Origin of the sequence: Phenylobacterium sp., assembly GCF_036264965.1 — a bacterium.
Classification (GTDB): domain Bacteria; phylum Pseudomonadota; class Alphaproteobacteria; order Caulobacterales; family Caulobacteraceae; genus Phenylobacterium.
In genome coordinates, this window is sequence record NZ_DATAPY010000071.1 from 1 (window position 1) to 16,474 (window position 16,474).

16 protein-coding genes and 1 tRNA gene are annotated in these 16,474 nt (G+C 68.4%); 11 read left to right on the top strand and 6 right to left on the bottom strand.

Translation table 11 applies throughout. From position 1 onward, the window contains the following. Nucleotides 1-2: 2 nt before the first annotated feature. The 3 genes from VHS75_RS09825 to VHS75_RS09835 are packed head-to-tail and all read left to right on the top strand — an operon-like array spanning nt 3 to nt 5,625. Nucleotides 3-809 (top strand): efflux RND transporter permease subunit, encoded by an 807-nt coding sequence (locus VHS75_RS09825; RefSeq protein WP_329638435.1) that lies wholly within the window; start codon nt 3-5, stop codon nt 807-809. Beyond that, nucleotides 806-4,132 (top strand): efflux RND transporter permease subunit, encoded by a 3,327-nt coding sequence (locus VHS75_RS09830; protein WP_329638436.1) that lies wholly within the window; start codon nt 806-808, stop codon nt 4,130-4,132. The genes VHS75_RS09825 and VHS75_RS09830 overlap by 4 nt, the downstream gene beginning before the upstream one ends. Beyond that, complete coding sequence (locus VHS75_RS09835) at nt 4,129-5,625, top strand: efflux transporter outer membrane subunit (protein ID WP_329638437.1); 1,497 nt, start codon at nt 4,129-4,131, stop codon at nt 5,623-5,625. Before VHS75_RS09830 ends, VHS75_RS09835 begins: the two co-directional genes overlap by 4 nt. On the opposite strand, the gene VHS75_RS09840 is transcribed toward VHS75_RS09835, so the two are convergent. The 3 genes from VHS75_RS09840 to VHS75_RS09850 are packed head-to-tail and all read right to left on the bottom strand — an operon-like array spanning nt 5,609 to nt 7,276. Next, the gene (locus VHS75_RS09840; RefSeq protein ID WP_329638449.1) at nt 5,609-6,118 is read right to left on the bottom strand and encodes a demethoxyubiquinone hydroxylase family protein; all 510 of its coding nucleotides are present in this window, start codon (nt 6,116-6,118) and stop codon (nt 5,609-5,611) included. The genes VHS75_RS09835 and VHS75_RS09840 overlap by 17 nt on opposite strands. Nucleotides 6,119-6,168: 50 nt before the next feature. After that, entirely contained in the window at nt 6,169-6,681 is a 513-nt protein-coding gene (locus tag VHS75_RS09845) for a disulfide bond formation protein B (protein ID WP_329638438.1), read from the bottom strand. A gap of 34 nt (nt 6,682-6,715) precedes the next feature. Continuing rightward, nucleotides 6,716-7,276, bottom strand: a complete 561-nt coding sequence (locus tag VHS75_RS09850) for a DedA family protein (RefSeq protein WP_329638439.1) — start codon at nt 7,274-7,276, stop codon at nt 6,716-6,718. Nucleotides 7,277-7,393: 117 nt separating this feature from the next. Here VHS75_RS09850 and hppD point away from each other — a divergent pair, with 117 nt between their 5' ends. The 7 genes from hppD to VHS75_RS09885 all read left to right on the top strand — a co-directional run bounded on the left by hppD (nt 7,394) and on the right by VHS75_RS09885 (nt 13,424). Beyond that, nucleotides 7,394-8,494 (top strand): 4-hydroxyphenylpyruvate dioxygenase, encoded by a 1,101-nt coding sequence (hppD, locus tag VHS75_RS09855; protein WP_329638440.1) that lies wholly within the window; start codon nt 7,394-7,396, stop codon nt 8,492-8,494. A 78-nt stretch (nt 8,495-8,572) separates the two neighbouring features. Continuing rightward, nucleotides 8,573-9,556, top strand: coding sequence for an isoaspartyl peptidase/L-asparaginase (locus VHS75_RS09860; RefSeq protein WP_329638441.1), 984 nt, complete (start codon nt 8,573-8,575; stop codon nt 9,554-9,556). A gap of 58 nt (nt 9,557-9,614) precedes the next feature. Then, a complete protein-coding gene (locus VHS75_RS09865; protein WP_329638442.1) occupies nt 9,615-9,887 on the top strand; it encodes a hypothetical protein in 273 nt (90 codons plus the stop codon). 10 nt (nt 9,888-9,897) lie between these two features. Beyond that, nucleotides 9,898-10,902, top strand: a complete 1,005-nt coding sequence (locus VHS75_RS09870; RefSeq protein WP_329638443.1) for a fumarylacetoacetate hydrolase family protein — start codon at nt 9,898-9,900, stop codon at nt 10,900-10,902. Continuing rightward, entirely contained in the window at nt 10,899-11,396 is a 498-nt protein-coding gene (locus tag VHS75_RS09875; protein ID WP_329638444.1) for a MarR family winged helix-turn-helix transcriptional regulator, read from the top strand. Before VHS75_RS09870 ends, VHS75_RS09875 begins: the two co-directional genes overlap by 4 nt. Nucleotides 11,397-11,511: 115 nt before the next feature. Further along, nucleotides 11,512-13,050, top strand: coding sequence for a sensor histidine kinase (locus tag VHS75_RS09880; RefSeq protein WP_329638445.1), 1,539 nt, complete (start codon nt 11,512-11,514; stop codon nt 13,048-13,050). After that, on the top strand, nt 13,047-13,424 hold the full coding sequence (locus VHS75_RS09885; protein ID WP_329638446.1) for a response regulator: 378 nt from the start codon (nt 13,047-13,049) through the stop codon (nt 13,422-13,424). Before VHS75_RS09880 ends, VHS75_RS09885 begins: the two co-directional genes overlap by 4 nt. A gap of 3 nt (nt 13,425-13,427) precedes the next feature. Here the strand turns inward: VHS75_RS09885 and VHS75_RS09890 are convergent, their stop codons facing one another. From VHS75_RS09890 to VHS75_RS09900, 3 genes are all read right to left on the bottom strand, one after another. Further along, nucleotides 13,428-13,625, bottom strand: coding sequence for a hypothetical protein (locus VHS75_RS09890; protein WP_329638447.1), 198 nt, complete (start codon nt 13,623-13,625; stop codon nt 13,428-13,430). A 221-nt stretch (nt 13,626-13,846) separates the two neighbouring features. Then, nucleotides 13,847-15,736: a ferrous iron transporter B gene (gene feoB, locus VHS75_RS09895; protein ID WP_329638448.1), complete on the bottom strand. Its 1,890-nt coding sequence runs from the start codon at nt 15,734-15,736 to the stop codon at nt 13,847-13,849. Beyond that, a complete protein-coding gene (locus tag VHS75_RS09900) occupies nt 15,733-16,059 on the bottom strand; it encodes a FeoA family protein (protein ID WP_414694273.1) in 327 nt (108 codons plus the stop codon). The genes feoB and VHS75_RS09900 overlap by 4 nt, the downstream gene beginning before the upstream one ends. Before the next feature lie 158 nt (nt 16,060-16,217). On the opposite strand from VHS75_RS09900, the gene VHS75_RS09905 reads away from it, so the two are divergent. Further along, nucleotides 16,218-16,301 (top strand) — tRNA-Leu (locus VHS75_RS09905). The last annotated feature ends 173 nt before the right edge of the window (nt 16,302-16,474 follow it).

The following is a 16,474-nucleotide window of genomic DNA, read 5'->3' on the forward strand; positions in this document are numbered from 1 at the left end:
ACATCTATGTCCGGTCGGCCAACAACACACAGGTGCCGCTCAGCGACTTCACGCATTTCGAAACCACCAACACGCCGCTGGCGATCAACCACCAGGGACAGTTTCCGGTGGTGACTCTGTCGTTCAACCTGGCGCCGGGCGTCTCGCTGGGCGAGGCGGTGGATGTGATTCACCAGGCGGAGCAGCAGATCGGCTTTCCGGCCAGCATCCAGGCGAGCTTTCAGGGCACGGCTCAGGCGTTTCAGAACTCGCTGGCGAATGAGCCGATGCTGATTTTGGCGGCGGTGGTGACGGTGTACATCGTGCTCGGCGTGCTGTACGAGAGTTACATCCATCCGCTCACGATTCTCTCGACGCTGCCTTCCGCCGGCGTGGGCGCGATCCTGGCGCTGCTGATCACGCACAACGACTTCAATGTGATTTCGCTCATCGGCGTCATCCTGCTGATCGGCATCGTGAAGAAGAACGCGATCATGATGATCGACTTCGCGCTGGACGCGGAGCGCGAGCAGGGCATGAGCGCCCGCGACGCCATTCACCAGGCCGCCCTGCTGCGCTTCCGCCCGATCCTGATGACCACCATGGCGGCCCTGTTCGCCGCGGTGCCGCTGATGCTCGGCGTCGGCCAGGGCGCGGAGCTGCGCCGGCCGCTGGGCATCGCCATCTTCGGCGGCCTGATCGTCAGCCAGCTGCTGACCATCTTCACGACGCCGGTCGTCTATCTGGCCTTCGATCGCCTGGCGCCGAAGAAGGCCAAGACGGGCGCCGCCCAGGGTGAGCCACCGCTCGCGCCGGAGCCGGCCGAATGAACCTCTCGGCCCCGTTCATCAAACGGCCCATCGCCACCATCCTCCTGACCATCGGCCTGGCGCTGTCCGGGGTGGCGGGCTTCCTGGTGCTGCCGGTGGCGCCGCTGCCGATGGTCGACTTCCCGGTGATCAACGTGCGCGCTAGCCTGGCCGGCGCCAGTCCCACGACCATGGCCTCCGACGTCGCGACCCCGCTGGAGCGCCGGCTGGGCACCATCGCCGGCGTCAACGAGATCACCTCGGGCAGCTCCACGGGTTCGACGAACGTCACCCTGCAGTTCGACATCTCCAAGAACATCGACGCCGCCGCGCGCGCGGTGCAGGCGGCGATCAACGCCGCGCGCGCCGACCTGCCGCCGACGCTGCGGCAGAACCCGACCTACAATAAGGTCAACCCGGCCGCGCAGCCGGTGATGATCCTGGCGTTGACCTCCGACACCCGCACGCCCGGCCAGATCTACGATGCGGTGAACAACATCGTGCAGCAGCGGCTGAGCCAGGTGAGCGGCGTCGGCCTGGTCGAGATCGGCGGCGGGTCGCAACCGGCGGTGCGGGTCGAGGTGTCGCCCTTCGCCCTCAACCGTTTCGGGATCAGCCTCGAAGATGTGCGCACGGCGATCCAGTCGGCCAACGCCAACCGGCCCAAGGGCATGGTGGAGGACGAAGGCGGCCAGCGGTTCCAGATCTACACCTCCACCGGCGGCACCAAGGCGGCCGACTATGCGCCGCTGATCATCGCCTATCGCCGCGGATCGGCCGTGCGGCTGTCCGACGTGGCCAACGTGATCGACAGCGTGGCGGACACCCGCACGATCGGCCTCATCAACGGCAAATCCTGCATCGTGGTGCTGATCACCCAGCAGCCGGCCGCCAACGTCATCGCCATGGTGGATTCGGTGCGTAGGGCCCTGCCCCTGCTGCAGGCTCAGATGCCCGCCGACGTGAAGATGCAGGTGGCGTCGGACTCCACCACCAGCATCCGCGCCTCGCTGCGGGAGATCGAGATCACGCTGGCGATCGCCATCGCCCTGGTGGTGATCGTGGTCAGCATCTTCCTGCGCCGATGGAAAGCGACGCTGATCCCCGCGGTGGCCACGGTCGTGTCCCTGATGGGCACCTTCGGGATCATGTACCTGATGGGGTTCTCGCTGAACAATCTCAGCCTGATGGCCCTGACCGTGGCCTCGGGCTTCGTAGTCGACGACGCCATCGTCGTGCTCGAGAACACCAACCGGCTGATCGAAAGCGGCATGGGTCGCTTCGAGGCCGCGCTGGCCGGCGCGCGCCAGGTGGGTTTCACGGTGCTGTCGATGAGCATCTCGCTCGTGGCGGTGTTCATCCCGCTCCTGTTCATGGGCGGCCAGGTGGGCGCGCTGTTGCGCGAGTTCGCCGTGACCCTGTCGGCGGCGGTGCTGATCTCGCTGGTGGTCTCGCTCACCACCACGCCGATGATGTGCGCCTATCTGCTGCGCTCGAAGGATGAGGAAAAGCCGGAGGGCTTCGTCGCGCGCAACCTGGGGCGTGGCGTCCAGTGGCTGCACAGGAGCTACGAGAACAGCCTGGATTTCGCGCTCTCGGCCAAGCCGCTGATGATGCTGATCCTGGCGGTGATCGTCTGCCTCAACGTCTACCTCTACATGGCCATCCCCAAGGGCTTCTTCCCGATCCAGGACTCAGGGCGGCTGAATGGCGGCCTGCGCGCCGATCAGTCGATCTCCTCCGAGGAGATGGGCCTTAAGATGAAACAGCTGGTGGCGATCCTGCTCAAGGATCCGGCCGTGAAGACCGTGGTCGGCTTCACCGGCGGCGGGCGCTCCGGCGGCGGCTTCCTGTCCGTGGACCTGAAGCCCCGCGGCGAGCGCTCGGTGGGCGGCGCGGCGGTGGTGGCGCGGCTGCGGCCGCAACTCGCCAAGGTGACCGGCCTGACGGTCTTCCTGAACCCGCAGCAGGACGTGCGCGCGGGCGGGCGGCAATCCAACGCCACCTACCAGTACACGCTGAAAGCGGACAACGCGAAGGACCTCAAGGCCTGGGCCCAGAAGCTGAACGACGCCATGGCCGAGCACACCACGGTGATGACCGACGTCAGCACCGACCAGCAGGACAACGGCGTCGAGGCCTATGTGGACGTCGACCACGACTCCGCCGCACGCCTGGGCGTCAACCTGCTCGACGTGGACAACGCCCTCTACGACAGCTTCGGCCAGCGTCCGGTGGCCAACATCTATGAGGACCTGAACCAGTACACCGTGGTGATGGAGACGGCCCCGATCTACAGCCTGAGCCCCGAGGCGCTGCAGAACATCTACGTGCCCGCGAGCTCGCCGGTGACGGTGACCAAACCGGCCGCTTCGAACCAGCCGCAGAGCGCCGCCGCGGTCGCCGCCGCCAACGCCGCCGCCACCCAGGCCAGCGCCAGCACGACCGGCTTCAGCTCGGGCGCCGGCGGCTCCAGCGGCGCCAACGGCGCGTCCCAGGCCCAGGCCGCCAACCCGGGCGCACGCGACCCCGGCACCGGCAGCGCGCTCAACACCTCCGTGCGCAAGATGATCCCGCTCTCGGCGATCGCGAAGTTCTACAACCGCTCCGCGCCGGCGGCGATCAACCACCAGGACGGGGAGCTGGCGACCACCATCTCATTCAACCAGCCGGAGGGCGCCTCGCTCAGCGACGCCCAGGCGGCCATCACCCAGGCCGAGGCCGACATCCATATGCCGACGAATGTGCGCGGCGCCTTCGCCGGCACGGCCAAGGGCTTCGCCGACACCCTGAAGCAGGAGCCGATCCTGATCCTGGCGGCGCTGACCGCGATCTACATCGTGCTGGGCATCCTCTACGAGAGCCTGATCCACCCGATCACGGTGCTCTCCACCCTGCCGTCGGCGGGCTTCGGAGCGCTGCTGATGCTGATGATCTTCAAGATGGAATTCTCGGTCATCGCCCTGATCGGCATCTTCCTGCTGATCGGCCTGGTGAAGAAGAACGCCATCATGATCATCGACTTCGCGCTCGACGCGCAGCGCAGCCGAAACCTGTCCGCCACCGAGGCGGTGCGCGAGGCGTGCCTGCTGCGGTTCCGCCCGATCCTGATGACCACCCTGGCGGCCGGCCTCGGCGCCCTGCCGCTGGCCATCGGCTTCGGCGAAGGCTCGGAGCTGCGCCAGCCATTGGGGATCGCCATCATCGGCGGCCTGATCGCCAGCCAGCTGCTCACCCTGCTGACCACTCCGGTGGTCTACGTCTACATCGACCGGTTGCGGCGTCGTCGCGACGAACGCTACCTCAGCCGCCCCGGCGGCGAAGGCCAGGTCCAGCCCGCATGAAGCACGCCCCGTACCGTCTTACCCCCCTTCGCCTGTCATGGGCCCTGCTGAGTTCCGCGGCCCTCGCCGGCTGTGCGGTCGGGCCCAACTATGTGCGCCCTTCCGCGCCGCTCTCACCGACCTTCAAAGAAGCGCCAGGCGGCTGGTCGCCGGCCGCGCCTGCCGACACCCTCGACCGCGGCGACTGGTGGAGCCTGTTCGGCGACCCGATCCTGAACGGGCTTGAGGCCAAGGTGCAGGTCTCCAACCAGAACGTCATCGCCGCGGAGGCTGCCTATCGCGAGGCGCGCGCCGTGGTCAGCGCGGACCGCGCGCAGCTGTTCCCCACCGTCAACCTCACCGGCAGCGGCACGAAATCGGGTACGGGCGGCGGCGGCAAAGGCTCGGGCACGGTCATCACCGGCCCCGGCGGCAGCACGGTGATCGCCGGCGGCAGCGGCAGCTCGACCACGACCCAGTATCGGGTGACCGCCGACGCCAGCTGGGCGCCGGACATCTGGGGCCGCATCCGCCGCACCATCGAAGCCGCCAAATCCAACGCCCAGGCCAGCGCCACCGACCTGGCGGCGGCCCAGCTGCTGGCCCAGGCCGAGCTGGCGACCGACTATTTCGGCCTGCGCGCCGCCGACGCCGAGATCGCCCTCGACCAGGCCACCGTCACCGCCTACCAGCGCTCGCTGACCATCACCCAGAACCGCTACAACGCCGGCATCACGGTTCGCAGCGACGTCTATCAAGCCCAAACCCAGCTCGCCAACGCCCAGGCCGACCTGGCCGGCCAGATGCAGACGCGGGCCAACTTCGAGCACGCCATCGCCGTGCTGACGGGCGAGGCGCCGGGCAACTTCACCCTCGCCGCCGCTCCCTGGATCGGCACGGTGCCCGCGGTCCCGCCGGTCGTACCGTCGGCGATCCTGCAGCGTCGGCCGGACATCGCCGGCGCCGAACGCCGAGTGCAGGCCGCCAACGCCCAGATCGGCGTGCAGGTCGCGGCCTACTATCCGGACATCACCCTCTCGGGCTCCTACGGCTTCGCGGCGAGCGAACTGGGCCACCTGTTGTCCAGCGCCAACTCGCTGTGGAGCTACGGCGGCTCGATCGCCGAGACGATCTTCGACGCCGGCGCCCGCCGCGCGCAGGTCAATGAGGCCAAGGCGGCGCACGACCAGGCCGTCGCCAAGTACCGCGAGACGGTGCTTGAGGCGTTGCAGGACGTGGAAAACCAGCTCGCCGCGACCCGAGTCCTGACCCAGCAGGCGGACCTGCGGCGTCAGGCGTCCGAGGCCGCCGACGCCGCAGAGAAGATCTTTCTGAACCAATATTCGTCCGGCACCGTGGCCTATACCGACGTGGTCCAGGCCCAGACCGCCGCCTACTCCGCGCGGATCGCCGTGGTGCAGACCGCGGCGCAACGGCAGACGACGGCGGTGGCGCTGGTCCAGTCGCTGGGCGGCGGCTGGAAGGCCGGGACCGACCCTAAAGTTTCTCGCTGATCTTGATCGCCGCGCGGCAGCCCGCGCCGATCACGGCGGAGAGCAGGGCGTAGCCCGGCGCATCCTTCGCGCCCTCCTCCACCGCAAGATCGCGGTGGGCGAGCTCTTCGTCGCGGAACTTCGACAGCTCAGCGGCGAGCGCCGGATCGCGGTCCGAAAGCTCGGCGATCTGGTGGGCGTAGTGTTCCTCGATGACGGTCTCGACCGCCTCGGTGCAGGCGTGCGCGGCCTTGTCGCCCATCAGGGCGGTCCCGGCGCCCAGGGCGAAGGCCGCCATGCGCCAGACGGGCGCCAGCGCGGTGGGCCGCACCTTTCGCTCGGTCAGCAGACGGTCGAAGCGCGCGAGGTGATCGGCCTCCTGCGCCTCCATATGGGCCAGCTGGCCGGAGATGCGTTCGTGGCCTACGGCCTCGCCGAGCACCGCGCGCTGGCCGCGGTAGATGGCGACGGCGGCCATCTCGCCGGCCTGGTCGACGCGCAGGATCTCGGCCATCCGCGCGGCGGTGGCGCCGCGTCCGGGCCGGGGCGGGATCGGCTTGTCGCTCACGCCTTGCTCCGTTCGCGCAGGGCCGCCGCGACGCTGAGCGCGGTGAAGATGGCCGAGGCCAAGGCGTTCCAGCCGGCCATGGAAACCCCCAGGAACACCCAGGCCGGACGATCGCAGGCCGGCATCTTCACGCCGCCACCGTTCAGCAGGTCCTTCAGCGCGGCCATGGTCACCGCCCCGCCGCCGGAGCAGCTCTGCGGCCCGGGCCAGAACTTCGCCTCCACGCCCGCGTGGTAGCCCGCGACGCCGACGCTCGTCAGGAAAGCCAGGGCCAACAGCCAACAGGTGGCCTCACGCCAGCGCGCGCCGCCCGGCAGCCGCACCAGGATCATGGCCGCCGCGGCGATCCCGCCCGCGACCCAATAGGCCGTGCGCTGCTTCAGGCAAAGCTCGCAGGGCGCAAGGCCGCCGAAGGTCTGGAAGGCGTGGGCCGTGGTCAGCATGCCGGCCGAGATCAGCAAGGCGACGAGCCGCCAGCGGTCGAGGAAGGGTCGCAGGAGCATCGCCATTCCTGTCTCTATAGCCCGGGCCAGAGGACGTGGCCTAGTGCGCGAACTTGAGGATCATGACCAGGGCCACGATGGCCACGGCCGCGCCGCTCGCCACGAGAGCCAGACGTTTCTCCACGAAAGCGCGGATGGGCTCGCCGTAGACCTTGAGCAGCAGGGCTTCCAGCGAGAACCGCAAGCCGCGCACCAGGACCGAGACGCCGATGAACAGGCCGAAGTTCAGCTTGGCCAGGCCGGAGGCGATGGCGGTGATCTTGTAGGGGATCGGCACCGCGATCAGCAGCGCGCCCCACTGAGCGTACCAGGCATGGAAGGAGGCGTAGCTGGCGCCGGTCAGGCTGAGCAGCCATTCGCCCAGCGGCTGCAGGAAGAAGCCCACCGCATAGCCGCAACTGCCGCCGGCGATCGAGCAGGCAATGGTCAGCGCCGCATAGCGCATCGCGTGCTTGCGGTTGGCGAGCACGACCGGCATCAGCAGCACGTCCGGCGGGATCGGGAAGAACAGACCCTCGCAGAAGGCCACCACGCCCAGGGCGATCCAGGCCTGCGGCAGGGCGGCCAGCGACATCACCCAGTCATAGGTTTTCCGGAGCATGCAGGTCCCAAACGCGCGGTTGCGGCGTTCAGCTATCAGGCGCGCTTGCTCTTGTCTTCCCGCTACCGATAACTAGTTTCATATGATACGAGTTCGCCGCGAACAGGAGAATCCCCGATGAACGTCCAGACCCAAACCGAAGGCCGCGATCTCTTCGAAAACCCGCTGGGCACCGACGGCTTCGAGTTCGTGGAGTTCACCTCGCCGGAGCCGGAGCGGTTGAAGGACCTGTTCGAAAGGATGGGTTTCACGGCGGTCTCCAGGCACCGCTCGAAGAACGTGCTGCGCTTCCGCCAGGGCGACATCAACTTCATCCTGAACATGGAGCCCTCGGGTCAGGCCGCCGCCTTCCGCGATATCCACGGGCCGTCCGCGAACGCCATGGCCTTTCGGGTCAAGGACGCCGCCAAGGCGCTGAAGCTAGCCGTCGAGCGCGGCGCCAAGGCCGTGCAGGGCCCGGTCGGACCGATGGAGCTGAACATCCCGGCCATCGAGGGAATCGGCGGCTCGAACCTCTATCTGGTCGACCGCTATGGCGCGCAGGAGATCTATGACGTCGATTTCGTTCCGATCCCGGGGGCGGCGGAAGCGGAGGCCGACAACAATGTCGGCCTGACCTACCTCGATCACCTGACCCACAACGTCCACCGCGGCCAGATGGCCACCTGGGCGGAGTTCTACGAGCGCATCTTCAACTTCCGCGAGATCCGCTACTTCGACATCGAGGGCAAGCAGACGGCGCTGATCTCCAAGGCCATGACCAGCCCGGACGGCAAGATCCGCATCCCGCTCAACGAGAGCCAGGACGAGCACTCGCAGATCGAGGAATTCCTCAAGGACTACAAGGGCGAGGGCATCCAGCACGTGGCCCTGGGAACGGGCGACATCTACGAGTCCGTCGAGACGATGCGCGAGCGCGGCGTGCACTTCCAGGACACCATCGACGCCTACTTCGGCGGCATCGAGGCGCGTGTTCCCGGCCATGGCGAGGACGTCCAACGCCTGCAGGCCGACAAGATCCTGATCGACGGCGCCCCGACCGAGGGCCAGGGCCTGCTCCTGCAGATCTTCACCGAGAACATGATCGGCCCGATCTTCTTCGAGCTCATCCAGCGCAAGGGCAACGAGGGCTTCGGCGAAGGCAACTTCAAGGCGCTGTTCGAGTCGATCGAGCTGGACCAGATGCGCCGCGGCGTCCTGCCGCCCAAAGAAGCCTAGGAGGCGCAAATCCTCGCTTCGGACCAATTCGGCGGGCGAGGCTTTGAACTCGCCCGCGGTCTCCCTTAAGTCTGGGGCATGAAAAGCCCCGGCTGGTCCCTTGTCGTTCACGGTGGATCCGGCGTCATCGACCGCGAAGACCTGAAGCCCGAGCAGGACCGCGCCTATCGCGCCGTGCTGGCCCGGGCCGCGGAGACCGGCGCGGCGGTGCTGCGCCTGGGCGGGGCGGCGCTGGACGCGGTCGAGGCCGCGATCCATGTCCTGGAAGACGATCCGCTGTTCAACTCCGGCCGTGGCGCGGTCTTCACCGCCGACGGACGCGTGGAGCTGGACGCGGCGATCATGGACGGCGCGACGCTCGCCGCCGGCGCCGTGGCCGGCGTCACCCGCGTCCGAAACCCGATCTCTGCGGCCCGCGCGGTCATGGAGCGCTCGCCCCACGTCCTTATGGCCGGCAGCGGCGCCGACGCCTTCGCCAGGGCCGAAGGTCTCGCTGAGGCCGACCCTGGCTACTTCTTCGTCGAACGCCGATGGCGGGCGCTGGAGAAGCAGCTCACCCGCGAAGGTCTGCCGGTCCCGGTCCGCCCGCACGGCGCCTCGCAAGACCTCGCCCACGCGGCGCTGGCCCACGACGAGGGTAAGCGCGGCACGGTGGGCGTCGTCGCCCGCGACGCCAGGGGCCATGTGGCGGCCGGCACCTCCACCGGCGGCACCACCGGCAAGCGCTGGGGCCGGGTTGGCGACAGCCCGCTGATCGGCGCCGGCACCTATGCCTCGGACCGCTCCGCCGCGGTCTCCGGCACCGGCGAAGGCGAGTACTTCATCCGGCTCAGCGTCGCGCACCGGATCTGCGCCTTGGTCGAGCTGAAGGGCCTGAGCCTGCAGGCCGCGGTCGACGAGGTGATCCACGGCGAACTCACCGCGCTCGGCGGCCAGGGCGGCGTGATCGCCGTCGCCCCGGACGGCCAGATGGCCTGGGGTTTCAACACCTCGGGCATGTACCGCGCCCGCGTCGCCGACGGCCGGCCGCTGGAAGTCTCGATCTACAAGGACGAACCCTGATGGCGGACCGCCAGGGCGGGCGTCTCCAGACGCCTCGACAGCTGGAAAGGCTGAGGCGTTGAGCGCCATCGACGACCTGGAGGCCGCCGCCCGCGAGGAGCTCGAGCAGGCGGCCGCCCTGGGCTGGAAGGCGCTGGCCGCGCACACCCCCTGGGGCGACACCTTCGAAGGCTTCACGCCCGAAGGCCGCGAGGTCTGTTTCGAGCGCAACTACCTGTGGGAGCACGAGGCCGGCGGCGATATTCGTGTCGAGGTCAACGTTTACGAGCCCCGCGCCCACGAAGAAGGCGTTAGTCTGAGCCGCACGATCGTCCACGAGACGGCTGCCTGAAGGAGTTGCGATGAAGCTAGCGTCCCTGAAGGGCGGCCGTGACGGGCGGCTGGTGGTGGTGTCCAACGACCTCGCCTGGTTCACCGAAGCCCACCATATCGCCCCGACGCTGCAGGCGGCGATGGATCACTGGCAGGGACTGGAGCCGGTGCTGCGCGGCCTGGCTGAGAGCCTCGAGCATGGCTCGGTGCCGCAGGAGCGCTTCCACGAGCACCAGGCGGCGAGCCCGCTGCCCCGCGCCTATCAGTGGGCGGACGGCTCGGCCTATGTGAACCACGTGGCGCTGGTCCGACAGGCGCGCGGCGCGGAGATGCCGGAGAGCTTCTGGACCGATCCGCTCATGTACCAGGGCGGCTCCGACGCGTTCTTAGGACCCCGCGATCCGATACCCCTCGCCGACGAGGCCTGGGGGCTGGATCTGGAGGGCGAGGTCGCGGTGATCACCGGCGACGTGCCGCAGGGCGCCACCCGCGAACAGGCGCTCGGCGCCATCCGGCTGGTGATGCTCTGCAACGACGTGTCCCTGCGCAACCTGATCCCCGGGGAACTGGCCAAGGGCTTCGGCTTCTTCCAGTCCAAGCCCGCCTCGGCCTTCTCGCCGGTGGCCGTCACCCCCGACAGCCTGCCCGGCTGGAAGGACGGCAAGCTCTCGGGCCCGCTCTCAGTCGAATTGAACGGCAAACCGCTGGGCGAAGCGGACGCCGGCGTCGACATGACCTTCGACTTCGGGACCCTGGTGGCCCATGCCGCCAAGACCCGCAGCCTCTCGGCCGGAACGATCGTGGGCTCCGGCACCGTCTCCAACCGCGGTCCCGACGGCGGTCCCGGCAAGCCGGTCAGCGAGGGCGGCGTCGGCTACTCGTGCCTGGCTGAGGTCCGCACCATCGAGACCATCGCTTCCGGCGCGCCGAAGACGCCGTTCCTCGGCGCCGGCGACACGGTGAGGATCGAGATGCGCGACGCCAAGCGCCACTCGATCTTCGGCGCCATCGAGCAGACGGTCGCCGAAAAATGAACGCCGAGCCGAAGGGGTCCACGGCGCGCGACGAGGACCTGAAGCTCGACGCCTACCTGCCCTATCGGCTTTCCGTGGCCTCCAATGCGGTCTCCGGCCTGATCGCCCGGGCCTACCAGGACCGTTTCGGCCTGACGGTGCCGCAGTGGCGGTTGATCTGCGTCCTGGCGGAGGACGACGGCCTGACCCAGGGCCAGCTGGTCGCCCGCACGGTGATGGACAAGGTGACGGTGAGCCGCGCGGCCCAGGGCCTGCTGAACCGCCATCTGGTCGCCCGCTCCGACCACCACGCCGACGGCCGCAGCCACGTCCTGACGCTCACGCCGGCCGGTTCGGGCCTGTACGCCGAGATCGCGCCCCTGGCGCTGGCCTACGAGGCGGCGCTGATCTCCGGCCTTGCCCCCGAAGAGGTGGCCCTGCTCAAGCGCCTGCTGGCGCGCCTGCAATCGGCGGCGGGGCAGCTCAGCGGCGACGCCGTCCCGCCCCGCGCCTGATGATGAGCCCCGCGCCGCCGCTCTCGCGGCCCTGGCAAATCAAGCGTAATAGTTGCAAGGGGGCGTGGAACGACTCACCTGAGGTTGTCGACGCCGGGCGTAACGAGGTCGTGGCATGTCGATCCAGGATTGGCTGTTCAACCCTGCGGGCCTGACCCCGCACGGCTTCTGCCTCAGTTGGTCGCCGAGCCTGATCGGCCTGCACGTTGTCTCCGACGCCGTCATTGGCCTGGCGTATTTCTCGATTCCCGTCGCCATCGCCGAATTCGTCCGCCGCCGGCCCGACCTACGCTACGGTTGGGTCGCCTATCTGTTCGTGGCCTTCATCCTGGCCTGCGGGACGACCCACTTCATGGGGATACTGACCCTGTGGGTCCCCGCCTATGGCGTCGAAGGGCTGATCAAGCTGCTGACCGCGGTGCTGTCGATCGCCACAGCCGCCCTGCTCTGGCCGCTGATCCCCAAGGCCGCCGCGATGCCGTCGGCGGCGCAGCTGGAGGTCCTCAACCAGGATCTGGAGCGCCGAGTCGCCGAACGCGTCCAGGAACTACAGGAGCTCAACGCCCGCCTGACCGCGGCCCTGGAGGAGAAGGTCCTTGCGCAACAGGCCCAGGCCCATAGCGACGCCCATTTCCGCGCCAGCTTCGAATCCGCCGCCGTGGGGCAAGTGCACTACGACCCGGTCTCCGGCGTGATCCTGCGCGCCAACCACGCCTATGCCGCCATGCTGGGCTACCAGCCCGAAGACCTGGTTGGCCGCCAGGGCTCGGACTTCACCTATCCGGACGACAAGGACCCGTCGAACTACGCGCAGATGCTGAGCGGCGCGGGCGACGGCTACGCGCGCGAAAAGCGCTACCTGCGCCGAGACGGCACGCCGGTCTGGGGACGGGTCTCGGCCTCGCTGGTGCGCGCGCCGGGCGCCGGCGAACCGCTGCTGGCCGTCGCGGTGGTCGAGGACATTGACGAAGGCCACAAGGCCCAGATCGCGCTGCGCCAGGCCAAGCACGACCTTGAGGTCGTGGTCGAGGAACGCACCGCCGCCCTCGCCCAACGGGACCTGCTGTTGCGGGAGGTCTACCATCGGGTGAAGAACAACCTGCAGATCGTCGACAGCATGCTGCTGATGCAGGCGCGACGCCTGGCCGACCCTGACGCGAAGGCGGCGCTGGAGAACCTGCGCGGCCGGGTCTATGCGCTGGGCCTGGTGCACCACCAGCTGATGGGCTCGAAGGATCTCGAGACCTTCGACGTGGCGCCCTTCCTCGAAGAGCTGTCGCGCCATCTGCTGGAAGGCGCCGGTCGGGCCGAGGTAGGCCTTTCCGTACGCGCCGCACCGCTTAAAGTCGGTCTCGACTTCGCGATTCCCCTAGGACTGCTCGTGACCGAACTGGTGACCAATTCCATGAAGCACGCTTTCGATGGCGGCCCCGGGGCCATCGACGTCACGCTCGACAACGCCGAGGCGGGCGAGGTGGTGCTGCAGGTCAGCGACAACGGCCGCGGCTACGATCCGGCCGCGTTCAGCGCAACGCCCTCCCTCGGCGCATCGATCGTCGGTGGCCTGGTGCGTCAGCTCCGCGGCGTCTTGACCATCTCCAACGAGGGTGGGACGCGCAGCGTGGTGCGGTTGCCCGCGCCGGTGCACGCATGAGCGGCCCGCTTGAAGATTGCATTGCCGTCGTCGACGACGAATTCCTGATCGCCTCGGGTCTGACCATGCAGCTCGAGGACATGGGAATGACGGTCTGCGGCACGGCGGCGACCGCCGATGAAGCCGTGAGCCTGGCGCAGGCCGCGCGGCCGGCGGTGGTGCTGATGGACGTTCGCCTCGCCGGCCCCAAGGATGGCATCGACGCGGCCCTGACCATCCATGAGACCGTCGGGTCCAAGGTGATCTTCGTGACCGGCTCGCGCGAAGCCGCGACCATCGCGAGGATCGAACAGGATCACCCGGCGGGCCTGCTATTCAAGCCGGTCCTCGCCTGGCAGCTGCGCGAGGCGATCAGCGCCGCACTCGCGAGCTAAACCCTAATGCGCGAAGGTCGGCTCGCGGACCACGCCCCAGCGATGGGAGCCTTCGCCGAACGGCAGGTGGAAGCCGTAGGCCGCGCGGCGGCGCTCGTCGCGCCAGTTCTGTTCGAAGGACAGGATCACCGCCTCTTCCAGGTCCTCGGGGATCTGGCGGGCGTCGTGGCCCATGTGTTTGGCGATGTGTTGGATGACCATCGCCCGGTGCGCTTCGCCGCCCAAAGACAGGAGGGTTTCGCGCACGCGCTTCGCGAGAGTCTGAGTTCCGCGGACCGGCCTTTTGCCAGGTTCAGCGATCTGAGTATCCATGGTGTCCGCCCTATGCGAGTTCTGCACGGCTTAACCTTGCGCACCACTCGTTTAGCGACGGGTTAAGGATCAGGTTGAATTGGGAGTTAATCCGCACCCTGAGGTTTAACTCATCCCAGGCCGCAGGCCCGGGCCACCTGGTAGACGGTCAGGGCGGCCAGATAGGCGAGCGCGGTCATGTAGATCAGCATCACCGCTGGCCAGAGCCAGGAGTTGGTCTCGCGCTTCACCACCCCGATGGTCGAGGCGCATTGCGGGGCGAAGACGTACCAGGCCAGGAACGCCAGACCGGTGGCGATGGACCAGTTGTGCTGCAGGGTGGTGGCCAGAGCGCCCGGCGCCGCGTCGGCGTTGCCGATGGCGTAGACGGTGCCCAGGGCCGCCACCGCCACCTCGCGGGCCGCGAAGCCCGGGATCAGGGCGACCGTCATCTGCCAGTTGAAGCCGATGGGCGCGAGGATCGGCTGCAGCAGATGACCGATACGGCCCGCCAGGCTGTAGTTGATCGCCGGGCCCACGGCCCCGGCCGGCGCGCCGGGGAAGGACGACAGGAACCAGACCAGGATCATCATCGGGAAGATGATCGTGCCGGCCCGGGTGATGAAGATCTTGCCCCGCAGATAGAGGCTGCGCAGCACATTGACCGGGTCCGGCAGCTTGTAGGCCGGCAGCTCCATCAGGAAGGGCTCGACGGCGCCGCGCCAGAAGATCCGCCGCGTGATGAACGAGACGCCCAGCGCGCTGATGATCCCCGCCGCGTAGAGGCCGAACATCACCAGGCCCGGCAGGCTGAGCACGCCCAGCATCGCCCGGTTGGGGATGAAGGCCGAGATGATCAGGGTGTAGACCGGGATCCGCGCCGAACAGGTCATCAAGGGCGCCACCATGATGGTGGTCAGCCGGTCGCGTTTGTTGTCGATCACCCGCGTCGACATGATCCCGGGGATCGCGCAGGCGAAGCTGGAAAGCAGCGGGATGAAGGCGCGCCCGTGCAGGCCGGCGCCGCCCATGATCCGGTCCATCAGGAAGGCCGCACGGGCCATGTAGCCGAAGTCTTCCAAGAGGATGATGAAGAAGAACAGCACCAGGATCTGCGGCAGGAAGACGATCACCGAGCCCACGCCCGAGATCACCCCGTCGGTCAGGAAGCTGGTCAGCAGCCCGCCCGGAAGGTGTGCTGCGACGAAGCCGCCCACCGCCTGGAACCCGTCAGTCATCAGGTCGCCGGCCGCCTTCGACCAGGTGAACACCGCCTGGAACATCACGAACAGCAGGGTCAGCAGGATGGCCAGGCCGGCCACCGGGTGCAGCAGGACCGCATCCACCTTGCCGGTGAAGGTGTCGGGCCGTTCCGGAGCGCGGACATTGGCCTTCAGGATGCGCTGGGCTTCGCGGTGGGCGTCGCGGATCTGGCCCGCGTCCGGCTCGCGCCAGGTGCTGTCCGGGTTGATCGCACCGGCGGCGATCTGCGCCTCCACCTGGGCGACCAGGTCGTCGATGCCGCGCTTGCGGGTGGCGACGGTGGTGACGATGGGGCAGCCCAGGTCGCGGGACAGGCCCTCCAGGTCGATCCGCAGACCTTGGCGCTGGGCGATGTCGAACATGTTGAGCGCCAGCACCATCGGCCGGCCCACCGCCTTCAGCTCCAGGATCAGCCGCAGCACCAGGCGCAGGTTGGTGGCGTCGGCCACGCAGATCAGGACATCCGGGGCCGTCTCGCCGGCCAGCTTGCCCAGCACCGCGTCGCGGGTGACCACCTCGTCCGGGCTGCGCGCCCGCAGCGAATAGGTCCCCGGCAGGTCAAGGACCGACAGCGTCCGCCCGGCGGCGGTGGAAACCTGGCCCTCCTTCCGCTCGACGGTGACGCCGGCGTAGTTGGCCACCTTCTGGCGGCTGCCGGTGAGCGCGTTGAACAGCGCCGTCTTGCCGGAGTTGGGATTGCCGACCAGCGCGACCCTTGCACCTTGAAGGGGGGCCAGCGGCAGTGCGGCTTCGCTCATTTCGGGTCCAGCAGGATCCAGACGTCCTCGGCGTCGCGCCGCCGAAGGCCGATGCGCATGTCGTCGAGCCGGACCGCGATCGGGTCACGCCAGATGGCGCCTTCGTGCAGCACCTCGATCCGCGCGCCCTCCACGAAGCCGAATTCCAGCAGCCGCCGCTGCAGCTCGTCCACGGCCACGCCATGGTCGCCCGGATGGCTCTCGGCGCGCACATCGACGATAACGCCCCGGTCGCCGGGCCGCGCGGCGCTTAGCCGTATGGCAGCGCTGTCCACGGCGGGCGCGGCCAGGACGTTCGCGGGGTCGGCCAGCATATCGTGCATCGACGCGAGGTTTCCGTGCGGGGAATGCTTAGTTGCGATTGATTATCAGTTTAGGTTGCAACTGTCGATGCGCAAGACCGCGCACCCGTTTTTTTCCCTGCGTTGACCGCGCATCGCCCATGACTAGAGTGCGCCCGCCCACGATCCCGGGACCCGGGGCCCCAGTGGCGAAATGGTAGACGCGGTAGACTCAAAATCTATTGTCGAGAGACGTGCTGGTTCGAGTCCGGCCTGGGGCACCACCGATCCAACAATATCCATCAGACTAAAAGGGACGCGGTCTCCCCCGCTCGTGGGGGAGATGTCAGCGAAGCTGACAGAGAGGGCATTCCGGCGCAGGGCCGGGTAAGGCTCGCAATTCAAAACGCATCGCTGCGGCGCGCCCTCTCCACCGCCTTCCCAGCCTTCGGCTTCG